Below are 13907 nucleotides of genomic sequence, written 5' to 3'. Positions count from 1 at the left end.
CCTGGAGGCCCCCATGCCTTCCGCCGACCTTGTGGACACGGCCGACATGACCGCCGCGATCGACCCGTTGACCATGCGCCGCGCCATGGGCCGCTTCGCCACCGGTGTGGCCGTGGTCACGACCAGCGTGGACGGCACGCCGCACGGTATGACGGTCAACTCGCTGACCTCGGTCTCCCTCGACCCGCCGCTGCTGCTGGTGTGCCTGACCATCGGCGCGCGCAGCACGGACGCGGTCGTCCGTGCCGGACGGTTCGCGGTCAGCATCCTGTCCGCGCGCCAGGAGCAACTGGCCCTGCGTTTCGCCCGGCGCGGGGAGGACCACTTCGCCGGGCTCGAAGTGACCCACGGGCGGCACGAGGTGCCGGTGATCCCCGGCGCCTTCGCCCATCTGGAATGCGACGTGGAGCGAGACTTCACCGCCGGTGACCACGTCGTCGTCATCGGCCGGGTTCGCGGCGTCTGCGAGCGCGAGGGCGAACCCCTCGGCTTCCTCAGAGGCAAGTTCAGCGACATCGTCGACCGCGGGCACGAACCCATCCACTGGATCTTCTAGCGCCCGCACGCCGGGGCCGCGTCCCAGGCCCCCGACGCGATCGTTCTTCACCGGACCCTGAGACCCCGGCGGCTGCGCTCACAGCCGCCGGGGCCGACGGGCACCGGTTCACGTCCCAGTGCCTCAGTCACCACCAACGCGCCAGGACTCGACCTCAGGAGGTCGACATGACCGATACCACCGTCCAACCTAGCAAGCGCAGAACGCACTCCAGCCTGCCCGTCATCGCCGGGTCCAGCCTCGCCGGCACCGCCGTGGAATGGTACGACTTCTTCCTCTACGGCACCGCCTCCGCGCTGGTGTTCAACGAGCTGTTCTTCCCCAAGACCGACCCCCTCATCGGCACGATGCTGGCGTTCGCGACGTACGCGGTCGGGTTCGTCGCCCGTCCCGTCGGCGCGGCGGTCCTCGGCCACTACGGCGACCGCAGGGGACGGCGCGCCACGCTCATCGCCAGCCTGCTGCTGATGGGCGGCGCCACGTTCCTCATCGCCCTGATCCCGCCCTACGCGATGATCGGCGCCGCCGCGCCCGCCCTGCTGGTGCTGCTCCGGCTGGTCCAGGGATTCGCCCTCGGCGGCGAGTGGGGCGGCGCGGTCCTCTTGGTCTCCGAACACGGCGACCGGTCCCGCCGGGCGTTCTGGGCCTGCTGGCCCAACGTCGGGCCGCCCCTGGGGAACCTCATGGCGGCCGGTGCCCTCGCGGTGCTGGGCGCGGTCATGTCCGAGGACGCGTTCCTGGACTGGGGCTGGCGCATCGCCTTCGCGCTCTCCGCGCTGCTCGTGCTCGTCGGCCTGTGGTTGCGGCTGTACGTCGCCGAGTCGCCGCTCTGGCAGGAGGCGGAGGCGGCCGAGAAGGCCGAGACGGCCGTTTCGCCACGGCTGCCCGCCGGCGTGGTGCTCCGCGACCACTGGCGCCAGGTCGTCCTCGCCGCGGCCACCCGCTTCGGCGAGAACGCCGGCTTCTACATCTTCTCCCTACTGGTGATCACCTATGTCACCAAGATGCTCGATCTCGACAAGTCCACCGGGCTCACCGCGGTCATGATCGGGCAGGGCGTCGCGGTGGTCACCATCCCGGTGTTCGCGATCCTGGCCGACCGCGTGGGGCGCCGTCCCGTCTACCTCGCCGCCTCGGCCGCCACGATCGTCTGGGGCTTCGCCTTCTTCGCCCTGCTCGACACCAGGAACACCGGGGCGATCATCGCGGCGGTCTGCGGCGGGCTGCTCATCTTCGCCGCCTTCAGCGCGGTCATCGGCGCGTTCTTCAGCGAACTGTTCCCCACCGAGGTCCGCTACTCCGGGGTCTCGCTGGCGTACAACCTCGCGTCCGTGCTCGCCGGCTCGCTGGCGCCCATCATCGCGATCGCCCTCTACCAGCGGTTCGACACCGGTTACGCCATCGGCGCCTACCTCTCCGCCATGGGCGTCGTCTCTCTGATCGCCTCTCTGATCGCCAAGGAGACCCGGACCACCGACCTGGCGAACGTCGAAGCGCCGAGCGCACCGAGCTCACCCGGCATGCCGACACCGCAGAGCTAGCCGGTCTCGCCGCTGAAGGAGGGCAGGCTCCCATCCTCCCCATCCCGGCCTGCCGCGGACCGTCCAACCTCATCCTCATCCGACCCGGCAACGGGACCGCGCGACCCGGTCGATTTCGTCGATCCGTGGTCGCGCGGTCCGTTTTCGGGGGCACACCGGCCGCGGTCCTGATTCGTGGCCGGTCGGGGGCGTGTCCCCGGATTTTCCTCAATGGATGGTCGTGGGCAGTTCGTCTTCGGTGGCGGCGATCGCGTCGTCTTCCTCGTCCGCCTGGTCGGAGGTCGGGACGTGCCGGAGCAGCACCATGGCGGCGACGGCCAGGGCCGCCACGATGGCGCCGCCGACGCCGCTCGCGAGGTTCAGGCCACTGGTGAACGCCTCGCGTGCCGCGTCCACTATCTGCGCGCCCTGCTGGCCGGGCAGGGAGCGTCCCACCTCGGCGGCGCCGGCGAGCGTGTCGCGGGCGTTCTCGGACGCGGTGGCCGGAACCCCGGCGGGCAGCGCGTCGGCGATCTCGCCCCGGTAGACGGTGGTCACGATGCTGCCCAGCCCGGCGATGCCCAGGGCGATGCCGAACTCCATGCCCGTCTCGGACATCGCGGCGGCCGACCCGGCCTTCTCCGGGGGCGCCGAGCCGACGACCAGGTCGGTGCCGAGCACCATCATCGGGCCGATGCCGACGTAGACGAGCACGAAGCCGCTGACCAGCATCGGCAGCCCGTCGGTGCTGCCGACCTGGGTGATCAGCGAGTAGCCGACCACCGAGAGGCTCAGGGCGCCGCCGACGACGAAGCCGGGACGAACCCGGCGGACCAACGCCGGCGTCAGCGAGGAGGCGACGATCAAGGCGACGGCCGCGGGCACCAGCCACAGACCGGCCTTGACCGGCGACAGGCCCCCGACCAGTTGCAAGTACTGGGCGATGAACAGGTAGAGGCCGCCCATGATGCCGAGGCCGAACAGCAGGACCAGCAGTGAGGCGCTGAACGCACGGCTTCTAAACAGGCGCAGGTCCAGCAGCGGGTCGGCCAGTCTGGTCTGCCGCTTCACGAACACGACACCGAAGACGGCGCCGACGACGATGGACCCGAGCGACAGACCGTCGGCGCCGTGCTCGGCCAGCAGTTTGACGCCGTAGATGGCCGGCAGCACTGTCACCAGGGACAGCACGACGCTGGCGAGGTCGATCCGGCCCGCCTCGTCATCGCGGTACTCCGGAAGCAGCAGCGGCCCGGTCACCAGGAGCACGACCATCACCGGCACGCCCAGCAGGAACACCGAACCCCACCAGAACCACTCCAGCAGGACGCCGCCCAGGATCGGTCCAACGGCGATGCCGACCGAGAAGCAGGTCACCCACACGCTGATGGCCACGCCGCGCTGCCGCGGGTCCTTGAACATGTTGGTGATGAGGGCCAGCGTGGACGGCATCAGCGTGGCACCGGTGACGCCGAGCAGCGCGCGGGCGAGGATCAGCGTCTCCGAGGTGTTGGCCGTGGCCGCCAGCACCGAGGCGGCACCGAACCCGAGTGCTCCGATCATGAGCAGCCGGCGGCGGCCCATCCGGTCGCCGAGCGTGCCCATCGTGACCAGGAAACCGGCGACCATGAAGCCGTAGATGTCGGCGATCCACAGCAGTTCGGCGCTGGTGGGCCGCAGGTCCGCGCTGATGTGCGGAACGGCGAGGTTCAGGACGGTCGCGTCCAGGGCCAGCAGGATGGTCGGCAGGGTGAGGACGAACAGTCCGAGCCACTCTCGCGGACCGGCCCGCAGGCCCGCGTCTGCCTGAGTTCCTAGCGTCATGGAGACCTCTTCGTGGTTCGGCTGGGTCAGTGCGGTTTCCGGGCGTCTTCGCGCCCGTCCGGTGCGCTGTCAGATGGCAGGACGGGTCCAGCATGTGTCAGGGCGCTCTCGGTCGGGTCTCGGTCGACTCTTGGCGTGGCCCGGCACCGGCCATACGGTGACGATCATGCGTTTCGGGGTGCTGGGGCCGCTCGCGGTGTGGACGTCGGACGGACGTCCGGTCAAGGTGCCGGGACGCAAGACCCGTGCGCTGCTGGCCGACCTGCTCGCGCACGAGGGCCGGCCGGTGCCCGCGGCGCGCCTGATCGCCGACCTGTGGGGCGAGGAGCCGTCCGGCAACGCCTCCGCCGTCCTGCAGACCAAGGTCTGGCAGTTGCGCCGCGCCCTGGAGCAGGCCGAGCCCGGCGGCCGGGACATGGTGGTGTTCCAGGGGAACGGCTACCTGCTGCGCACCGACCACGGCGCCGTCGACCTCGGCCGGTTCGCCGAGCTGACGGGCCTGGCCCGCGGAACCGACGACCCGCGCGGGAAGGCGTCGCTGCTGGCGGACGCGCTCGCGCTGTGGCGTGGGCAGGCGTTCGCCGGTTTCGAGGACGAGGAGTTCGTCCGGGCGACGATCGTGCGCCTGGAGGAGGAACGGCTGGCCGCCGAGGAGGAGCACGCCGCGGCCCGGTTGGAACTCGGCGAACACGCGGCGGTGGCGGGTGAGCTGAGCGAGCTGGTCGGACGCCATCCGCTGCGCGAGCGGCTGCGCGGGCTCCAGATGCGCGCCCTCTACCGCGCTGGACGGACGAGTGAGGCGCTGGCCCAGTACGACGATCTCCGGGCCCGGCTGGCCGAGGAGCTGGGCCTCGACCCCGGTCCCGAACTGACCGCGCTGCGGCAGGCCGTCCTGACCCAGGACCCGGCGCTGGACGCCGACTCCGCGCCGCCGCGCCCGCAGACGAACCTGCCCGTCCCGGTCACCGAACTGGTCGGCAGGGACGAGGCGGTTGCAGCGGTGAAGGCGCTGTTGCCCGCGGCGCGCCTGGTGACCCTGACCGGGCCGGGCGGTGTGGGCAAGACCCGGCTGGCGCTGGAGACCGCGGCGCGCCTGGTGGACGCCTACCCGGACGGCACCTGGCTGGCCGAGCTGGCGGCACTGGGCGACGACGGCCATGCGGGAGCCTCGGTCGCCGAAGCGGTCATGACGGTGCTGGGCATCCGGGAGGAGAGCGGACCGAGAACGGCGTCCATCGGGCCTGCCGGCCCCGCCGCCCCGGCGAACGAGCGGCTCGCCGAGGCGGTGCGCGACAGGCGGCTGCTGCTGGTGCTCGACAGCTGCGAGCATGTGATCGACGCGGTGGCCGACCTGGTGTCAGTGCTGCTGCGGCGTGCCCCCGAACTGCGCGTCCTGGCCACCAGCCAGGAGTCGCTGGGCATCTCCGGCGAGGCGATCTACCCGGTGGCGCCGCTGGACGTCCCCGCGACCGCGTCCGATCCGGCGGCCGTCGAACGTTCCAGTGCCGCGCGGTTGTTCGTCGCGCGGGCCGCCGCCGCGTCCCCGGGATTCCGGTTGGACGCCGGCAACGCCCACGACGTCGCGGTGATCTGCCGGCGGTTGGACGGCATCCCGCTGGCGCTGGAGCTGGCGGCCACCCGGGTCCGGGCGCTCGGTTTGCCCGGCCTGATCGCCCGGCTGGACGACCGGTTCCGGCTGCTGGCCCGCGGATACCGCGGCGCCCCTCCCCGCCAGCGGACACTGCGCGCGATGATCGACTGGAGTTGGGAGTTGCTGACCGGGCCCGAGCGCGCGGTGCTGCGCCGGCTCGCCGTGCACGCCGAGGGCTGCACGCTGGGCGCGGCGGAGATCGTGTGCTCCGGTGGCGGCGTCCGGTCCGAGGACGTGCTCGCCCTGCTCGCCCGTCTGGTCGACCGTTCGCTGGTCGTCATGGCCGACCACGCCGGTGGTCCCCGGTACCGGCTGTTGGAGTCCGTCGCGGAGTACAGCCTGGCGCGCCTCCAGGAGGCCGGCGAGAGCGAACGTGTGCGCCTCAAGCACTGCCACTACTACATCGAGCTCCTGGAAGACGCCACGTCCCACCTGCGCGGCAGTGACCAGCGCGAGTGGTTGGGACGTCTGGACGCCGAGGCCGCGAACGTCCGGCGGGCGCTGGAGAACGCGCTGCACCACGGCAAGGCATCGCACGCGCTGAGGTTGTGCAACGCGGCGGCCTGGTACTGGTTCCTGCGCGGCAGGTTGAGGGAGGCCGAACGGTCGTTCCAGCGGGCCCTGGCGATCGAGGTCCCGCCGACGGCCGCCTCGACACGGGCCCGGGCCGAGGCGTGGCAGGCGGGCTTCGCCGCCCTGGTCGGCGACACCGTCGCCCCATGGAGCCGGATCAACGCGAACCTGCCCGAGGACACCGAGAGCCTCCGCACGCTGTGGTTCCTCGGTTTCGCATTGTTCGGCGGCGGTCACCAGGCCGCCAGCGAGGAGGTGATCGGACGGGTACTGGACGGCTTCCACGGGTTGGACGACCGGTGGGGTGTCGCCGCGGCCCTGAGCGTCCGCGCCAACCAGGCCCACGTCCGCGGGGACCTGGTCACGTTGGAACGCGACGGCCACCGAAGCGCGGAGATCTTCGGCGAACTCGGCGACCTGTGGGGACGGTTGCAGACCGTCGAACCCCTGGCCTCGCTCGCCGAGATGAACGGCGACTACGACCGGGCGGAACGGCTGTTCCAGGAGGGACGGCGCATCGCCGAGGAACTCGGCATGTGGTCGCAGGTCTCCGACACCCTGAGCGGGCTGGGCAACCTGGCGATGCTGGCCGGTGACCACGCCAGGGCACGCGAGTTCCACCAGGACGCCCTGCGGGTGGCGGCCGAGCACAGCTTCAAACCGGGCGAGATCCGCGCCGAGGTCGGCCTCGGCCTCGGCGCCCGGCGGGAGGGACGGCTCGACGCCGCCGAAACCCATCTGCGCCACGTCCTGGAGTGGCTCACCCGGCTGAACTTCGAACCCGGCCGCGCACTGGTGCTGGCCGAACTCGGCTTCATCGCCGAACTGCGCGGCGACGCGGCGACGTCCCTGCGCCTGCACCTGGAGGGCTGGGCCGCCGCGCGCAACACCGGCGACGCGCGGGCCATGGCCCTGGCACTGGAAGGCCTGGCAGGCGCACACACCCTCGCGGCCCGCCACACCTCCGCCGCCCTCCTACTGGGCGCGGCGGCCGCAGCCCGAGACTCGGTGAACATGCCGCTCCCCCCGGCCGAACGCGGCGACGTGGACCGCATCACTCGCACCGTCCGCGAACACCTCGACGAGGACACCTACCGCACCACCTTCGAACACGGCCGCACCATCCAGCTCGACGAATCAACGCTGGGTGGATGAGTTGCCCTCGTGACAGATTAGAGTTATATCGATACTCTCCGTGCTTGGACGAGGGAGCTCGGTTTCGCGTGGAGAGAGACACGCTTGAGATCTTGTGTGTTGGTCGTGCCCGCTGTGGTCGGGTTCTTCGCTCCACTGGCCCTGTTGAAGAATCGTTCGATCGCTCCCTTGTTCGCGTCGCGGCTGGTTTCCAGTGCGGGCGTCGGGTTCGGGCAGTTGGCCCTGGCGTGGGGCGTGATGGGGCTCGGGTACGGTGCCGCGGAACTCTCCGTGGTGCTGGCCTGCAAGGCGGCACCCGCGGTGCTGATGGTCGGCGTCGGGGTCGCCGGTGACCGCTTCCGGCGCCATCATGTGCTGGTCTCCGCCGAATTTCTGGCCAGTGCGGCGTGGCTGGGTTTGGGCGCGTGCTTTCTCACGGACAAGGCGTCGCTGCCATTGCTGTGCGGGCTGGCGGTCCTGTCGGGCGTGGCGACGGCGATGTTCCTGCCGACGATCCGGGGAATCGTCGCCGACCTGCTCACCGGACAGAGCCGTCGTGGTGGCAACGCGCTGGTCAGTCAGACCGAATCAGCCGGGCTACTCATCGGGCTGGCATCGTCCGGAGTGGTGGTCAGCACGGTGGGCGCCGGGTGGGCCGCCACGGCGAGAGGGCTTCTGTGCGTGGTGAGTGCCCTGCTCCTGGGGCTTCTGAAGACCTTGCGGCACCGCCATTCCGGTGGAATCACCGGGGACTTGCGGGTGGGCTGGAGGGAGTTCTCCTCCTGCCGCTGGGTCTGGACGATGGCCTTGCAGTTCACCGTCCTCATCGTGGCCGCGGCCTCGTTCATCGAGGTCATCGGACCGCTCTACATGGCCCAGGGGCGTGGCGGGGCATGGGGCTGGGGAATCGTCACCGCCTGCGAGGCCTTGGCGGCATTGGTCGGTGCCCTCGTCGGGGCCCGGCTGAGGGTGGACCGGCCGATCCTGGTGGCGACGGCGTTGCCCGCGACAGCGGCCATTCCCATGCTGTTCGTTTCGAGTGGGTGCTCCTGGACGATCATCGCTTTGGCGATGGCCGTCCCGGGTCTCTGCCAGGCCGCGTACTACGTCATCTGGACGACCGCCCTGCAGGAACACTTCTCTGCCGAGGTCCTGGTACGGGTCAACAGTTGGAGCATCGTCGCCAGTTACCTACTCGCACCGGTCGCCCTTCTCACCATAGGCCCGGCGGTCGAGGCGGTAGGCCCCGCCAGCGCGGCCTTCGTGACCGGGATCTCGGTATTGGCCGCGACAGCGCTGGCCCTCCTGTCCGTGTACTCGGCTCGCCTCAACCGGCCCGCCTCGGCGAGTCAGCCTGAACCCGCAGCCTCATAACTTCCCCGGGCCATGTGTAGTGCACGGCACTAGAGGGCGGGCCTTTTTCGGCGGTGAGTTAGGGCTGGGGCACCTGTGCCAGGTGGACGGGTGGCCGTCAGGGTGGGTCTTGTCTTCAGGCCATAGTGGCCGTGCCGCGCGAACAGGTCCAAGCGGTCATCCGGGGGTGGGACGAAGCCGCGCCCGTCGTCGTCTCGTCGCCGCCTGCCGGGCCGCTCGGGAGCCGGGTCGCCGCCGCGATGCCGGTCCGTTGCCCGGTCCGCGGCCTCCTGTCCGGTCGCGCCTGCGGATGCCGTAGTAAAGGGACAGGACGCCGCGCCAGGCCAGGCAGGCGATCGCCGTTACGGTTGCCACGGCGACGACCGCGAGCATCAGCGACGGGTCGTGCCAGTCGTCCGGGACGAGCATGACGGTCATGGCCAGCACCAGCCCGCGCAGCACCAGGAGCACGCGGAAGGCGACGCCGAGCCGCTCGCGGTCGGGTACCGCGACCGCGTCGCTTGATTGCCTGACGGTCAGCACTGGGGCGGGTTGCAGCGCGCATCAGATCGGAGTTGCGGAACAGCTCCTCGATTCTTTCCCTGATATCGCTCAGATGGCGTGCCAAGCCACCACGGAAACGCATTTCCGCTGATCACGTCGGCGCGGCTCATTGATGAATCGATACGCGCATCTCGTCTTCACGCGGTGAGAGCGGCGCGCATGGCCTTCTTGTCGATCTTGCCGGTTCCGCCACTGTGTCGGATGCCACCCGGGCCCGGACGCGTCCCGCGCGGCGACGGCCCGGCGGGCGGTGAGGCGCTCGGCCGGGCCGTCGGTGCTGGACGCGGTCGGTCAGGGGGTGTCGCAGACCGCGCGGTCGACCAGGCGGAGTGACGCCTTGTCCTGGGCGTCCTGGGCGGGGTCGCCGGGGCGGAACGTGGACACGGCGACGCTCGCGGCGCGGTGGCCGTCAGCGCTCGCGCCGGACTCCGAGATGACGCCGTAGGAGGTGCCGCCGTGGAACCAGACCCCGCCCGTGCAGTCTTGGACGGGTCGCCAGGCGATGCCGAGGCCGTACCGGACGCCGTCCGCGGGGATCCAGTCGTCCACCGGGACGGTCTGTTTCATCTGCGCGAGTTGCGCCGGTGGTAGCAGCCGTCCGCCCAGGAGGGCGCGGAGGAACGTCGCGTGGTCGTGCGGGGTGCTGATGATCCCGCCCTCGGGACCGGCGCCGACGTTGATCGAGGTGTCGGTGAGGTCCTTGCGCCCCGGGAATTGCGTGTAGGCGGTCGCGCTCGGCTGCGGGACGTACGCCGACGTGCCGGGCGTGATCGTGTGCCGTAGCCCGACCGGTTCGATGATCCGCTCGTGGATCTCCTGCTCCCAGGCTCGTCCGGTGACCTTCTCGATGATCAGTCCGGCCAGCACGTAGTTGGTGTTGGAGTAGCCCCAGCGGGTCTCCTCGGCCGGGTTGGACGTGTTCGGCACCCACTGCGGCGGCCGCGTCATCGCCGTCGCCACCTTCTCCTGCGGGGTGGAGACACGGAAACGGTTCTTCTTGAAGTTCTCCGGCGTCCAGTCGCTGCCGTCGCCGAGTTCGACGGCCACATAGTCGTTCAGTCCGCTGGTGTGGCGGAGCAGGTTCTTGACGGTGATTTTCCGGCCATCGTTCCCCTTTCCTCGGACGAGGCCGGGCAGCCACTTCTCGACGGTGTCGGTCAGCTGGAGCTTTCCCTCTCCGACCAGTTGAAGTGCGACCACTGATGTGTACGTCTTGGTGTCGCTGCCGATGCGGAAATAGGAGTTCCACGGTACGGGCCGGCCCGTGCGCAGGTCGGCGACGCCTGCGCGGGCGGCGTGTGCGCCGGTGGACGTTCGCACCTCGGCGAGCACGCCCGTCGCGCCGGTAGTCCGGATCGCGTCGACGTCGCGCTGGAGTGCGTCGCCATGCGGTTGGGCGGCGGCGGTGGTGGATGGCAGCAGGGCCGCCAGCAGCGCACCCGCGGTCACCACGGCGGCGGTACGCCTGGTCATCGGGTCCTCCGGGGTTGCGGGCAGTCGATGTCGGCGGCGGGCAGGGCGCCGGTGCGCAGGTACGCGTTGACGGCGTCGTCCGCGCAGGGCACGGGCGTCAGCCCGTCGATTCCGCGGGCGTACACGCCGTGCGAGCGGATGTCGGCCGAGATCAGGCGCGAGCCCTTGAGTGCGCGGTGCAGCGCGACGGCGCCCGGATAGGGGACGTTGTTGTCCCGCCTGGCCTGCAAGACGAGAACCGGGACCTTGTTGTCGATCGCGACGCCCGGCTCGCGCGGCGGGGTCTTCCAGAACGGGCACGGGAAAATGGCGTTGGCCACCGGCGCGAACACCGGTTGCGTGTGCCGGGCGCGCTGGATGTTCCGCCAATACTGCTCGGGATCGGACGGCCAGCCCCCGGCGGGCCAGCCGCCGTCCCCGCACAGGTACGCGTTTCCGCTGTTGAAGAGGTTGTCCAGTGCCGGGTTCGGCTCGCTGAACAGGTCGAGCCAATTCTTCAGTTCTGGATTGGCCTCGACCTGCCGCCCCTCGGACGCGTCAACGAAATCGCGCACTGACTTCGCGAGAAGCTCGTTGTCCTCCTCGTTGCCGACGAACTGGCGCAGCAGGAGGCCGAGGACGCTCGCGTCCACGGAATGGCCGCTGAGCCGGATCGGGCCCCGGTCCACGCGGGCGGTCAGCCGCTCCACGCTCTCCCTGACCTGGCGGGGTGTGATGCCGAGGCGGTACTCGGCGGCGCGCCGGGACGTCCAGGCGGCCCATTCGTCCAGGCCGCGCTCCTGCGCCGGGCCCGCGGCCTGGAAGTTCTCGTACTGCGTCTTGGCCGGGTCGGTGACGCTGTCGATCACGACGCGGTCGACGCGGTCCGGGAACATCTGCGTGTAGACCGCGCCGAGGTCCCCGCCATAGGAGATGCCGTAGTAGGACAGCTTGCGTTCACCGAGGACGGCGCGGATCAGGTCCATGTCGCGGGCGAGGTTCCGGCTGGACGCGTACGGCAGCAGCGCCGCGTTGTTCTCGTGCTTGAAGCACCGCCGCGCGGTCTCCTGCGCGCCCCGGACGGACGCCTCGAACGCTTCGCGTCGCGAGTGGGTCGGCCGTGGCCGCGGGGACGTGCCGCAGTAGATCGGGGTGCTGCGCCCGACGAAGCGCGGATCGAAGCCGATCAGGTCGTAGCGGTCGGCCACGTCCTTCATCGCGGGCCGCAGCGCGGCCGTGTACTCCAGGCCGGGCCCGCCGGGCCCACCCGGGTTGGACAGCAGGATGCCGCGCCGGTGCGCCCGGTCCTTCGCCTTGATCCGCGAGACGGCGATCTTGATCGTGGTGCCGTTCGGGGCGGCGTGGTCGAGCGGGACGGTCAACTCCGCACACTGCGCGCCCGCCTCCCTCAGGTCGGCGGCGTCCTCAGGGCAGGTGTCCCAGGCGACGGGCTGGTCGACGAAGCGCGTGAGGGCACCGGACGCCGGGGCCCGGGACGGTCCGGGAGCCGGGGCCGCCGCGGCGGTGGTCGTCCAGGCGACGACCCCGGCGAGGCCGAGCGCGCCGACCGCCATGACGGCGCGCGGGACCGCGAAACGATGAATGATCATGCATGCGATCTCATCGCGCGGCACCCGGGCGCGTCATTACGGCAGGCTCGTCACAGGACGGTAGTGACAGCCCTACCCCGTGCCCGTCCAGGGGAATTCGACGGGATCAGGCGCCGATCGCCTGGGGGAAGTCGAAGAAGCGGTCGGGGTCGTAGTGCTTCTTGATGGCTACCAGTCGGGCGTAGTTCTCGGCGTAGTAGGCGCTCCGCCAGTCCGTCATGGCCGGGTCGACGAAGTTCTGGTAGGTCTCCCCGTTGGAGCTGGGGTCCAGCACCCGGAACATGTCGTCCTCCCAGGCCTGCGCGGCGGTCCGGTCGGCCTTCTTGGGCGTGCCGGTCTCCAGCCTGGTCGCCGCGACGAGTGCGTACTGGGTGTCGCGGTGGACGTACGCGGTCTCGGTGCGGGAGACCGTGTTGACCTTCCCGCCGAACGCCAGCGCGCTGAGCACGCGGGTGTGCCCCGCCCGTCGGTCGGCGTCGAACGCCTCCAGCACCGTGTCGACGGTGGAGGCGGACTGTGGGGCGTCGTACATGCGCGCTCGGGCCAGGAAGAACGCGTCCCGGGGAAGGACGCCTTTGCCGGAGCCCGACCGGTGGCACTGCGGCACGGTGTGGTCGGCGCAGCCGTACCACTCCATCATCGCGTCCCGGTAGGGCATCTGCTTCTCGCGCCGTGTCGCCGGTGGCGCGCCGACGGCGGCCACCAGCTCGTTCAGCTGGGCGGCGGCCCCGGCCGCGTCGCCCGACCAGACGCCGGAGAGGCTCACCATCGGCGCCGAGCCGGGGGCGGCGTCCACGAGCAGGACGTCCAGTTGCGAGCCCAGGTTTCGGGGGGCCGCGGCGATCCAGTGCTGCCACGCCGACAGCGCCCGCGCGGCATGCTCCCAGGTCCAGGTCAGGTCGAAGTTGACCAGGGTCGATACCACGACGGGACGCACCTGGAAGCGGGTCACGATTCCGAAGTTCCCGCCTCCTCCACCGCGCAGCGCCCACAGCAGCTCGGCGTTGTGGTCCGGCTTCGCCACGACGATCTCCCCGTCGGCGAGGACGACCTCGGCGGCCAGGATATGGTCGCAGCCCATGCCCTCCTTGCGGGTGAGGAACCCGTGGCCGCCGCCCTGAAGGAATCCCGCCACACCGACGGTCGGGGAAAGCCCGCCGGGGAAGCCGAGACCGTGCGGCGCCAGCCCATGGGTGACGTCGACGAGATGGTCGCCCGCTCCCAGGACGGCGTTCCGCCCCTGGAGCCGCACCCCCTTGATCCGGGAGACGTCCACGATCAGGCCGCGGGAGGTCGAGTATCCGGCGGTGCTGTGCCCGCCGCTGCGCGCGGTCGCGACGATGCCGTGGTCGCGTGCGAATCGCAGGCACGCGCTCACGTCCCGGGCGGACGTGCAGTAGGCGACCGCCTGCGGGGATATGACGTCATACTGCGCGTAGTGCGCCTGCTTCGCCCTCGCGTAGGCGGGATCTCCGGGCAGCACGACGGGCCCGTCGACGGCACGGCGCAGACGATTCCATGGAACGCTCCAGCTATCGGCTAAGGCAACGGCCCCGGCACCGTCGAGGGCGGCCAACGCCCCCGTTCCGGCACCGGCGAGCAGAAAAGCGCGACGACTGACTCGCAACGGTCCCCCTCCTAAAGTGAGTCGGATTTTCGATCATAGGAGG

At 70.8% G+C, this 13907-nt stretch carries 9 protein-coding genes; 4 read left to right on the top strand and 5 right to left on the bottom strand.

Annotated features, from left to right (window positions below; translation table 11 throughout):
• The first annotated feature begins 13 nt into the window (after nucleotides 1–13).
• Both D0T12_RS04340 and D0T12_RS04335 read left to right on the top strand, forming a co-directional pair.
• Nucleotides 14–556 (top strand): flavin reductase family protein, encoded by a 543-nt coding sequence (locus D0T12_RS04340; RefSeq protein WP_233525837.1) that lies wholly within the window; start codon nucleotides 14–16, stop codon nucleotides 554–556.
• 167 nt (nucleotides 557–723) lie between these two features.
• Nucleotides 724–2097, top strand: a complete 1374-nt coding sequence (locus D0T12_RS04335; protein WP_117397904.1) for an MFS transporter — start codon at nucleotides 724–726, stop codon at nucleotides 2095–2097.
• Nucleotides 2098–2304: 207 nt separating this feature from the next.
• Here D0T12_RS04335 and D0T12_RS04330 read toward each other — a convergent pair whose 3' ends face one another.
• A complete protein-coding gene (locus D0T12_RS04330; protein WP_117397903.1) occupies nucleotides 2305–3900 on the bottom strand; it encodes an MFS transporter in 1596 nt (531 codons plus the stop codon).
• Nucleotides 3901–4066: 166 nt separating this feature from the next.
• On the opposite strand from D0T12_RS04330, the gene D0T12_RS04325 reads away from it, so the two are divergent.
• Together D0T12_RS04325 and D0T12_RS04320 are read left to right on the top strand one after the other, a co-directional pair.
• On the top strand, nucleotides 4067–7279 hold the full coding sequence (locus D0T12_RS04325; RefSeq protein ID WP_117397902.1) for an AfsR/SARP family transcriptional regulator: 3213 nt from the start codon (nucleotides 4067–4069) through the stop codon (nucleotides 7277–7279).
• A 105-nt stretch (nucleotides 7280–7384) separates the two neighbouring features.
• A complete protein-coding gene (locus D0T12_RS04320) occupies nucleotides 7385–8632 on the top strand; it encodes an MFS transporter (protein ID WP_158581404.1) in 1248 nt (415 codons plus the stop codon).
• 156 nt (nucleotides 8633–8788) lie between these two features.
• On the opposite strand, the gene D0T12_RS04315 is transcribed toward D0T12_RS04320, so the two are convergent.
• The 4 genes from D0T12_RS04315 to D0T12_RS04300 all read right to left on the bottom strand — a co-directional run bounded on the left by D0T12_RS04315 (nucleotide 8789) and on the right by D0T12_RS04300 (nucleotide 13720).
• On the bottom strand, nucleotides 8789–9154 hold the full coding sequence (locus tag D0T12_RS04315) for a hypothetical protein (protein ID WP_117397900.1): 366 nt from the start codon (nucleotides 9152–9154) through the stop codon (nucleotides 8789–8791).
• A 312-nt stretch (nucleotides 9155–9466) separates the two neighbouring features.
• The gene (locus tag D0T12_RS04310) at nucleotides 9467–10648 is read right to left on the bottom strand and encodes a serine hydrolase domain-containing protein (RefSeq protein WP_117397899.1); all 1182 of its coding nucleotides are present in this window, start codon (nucleotides 10646–10648) and stop codon (nucleotides 9467–9469) included.
• Nucleotides 10645–12237, bottom strand: coding sequence for an alpha/beta hydrolase (locus D0T12_RS04305; protein WP_199487269.1), 1593 nt, complete (start codon nucleotides 12235–12237; stop codon nucleotides 10645–10647). Before D0T12_RS04305 ends, D0T12_RS04310 begins: the two co-directional genes overlap by 4 nt.
• 106 nt (nucleotides 12238–12343) lie before the next feature.
• On the bottom strand, nucleotides 12344–13720 hold the full coding sequence (locus D0T12_RS04300; protein ID WP_147339369.1) for an FAD-binding oxidoreductase: 1377 nt from the start codon (nucleotides 13718–13720) through the stop codon (nucleotides 12344–12346).
• Nucleotides 13721–13907: the final 187 nt, after the last annotated feature.

The sequence above is a fragment of the Actinomadura spongiicola genome, from assembly GCF_003432485.1.
Classification (GTDB): domain Bacteria; phylum Actinomycetota; class Actinomycetes; order Streptosporangiales; family Streptosporangiaceae; genus Spirillospora; species Spirillospora spongiicola.
The sequence above is the reverse complement of the archived record's forward strand: the minus strand, read 5'-3'. Positions and strand labels throughout refer to the sequence as shown.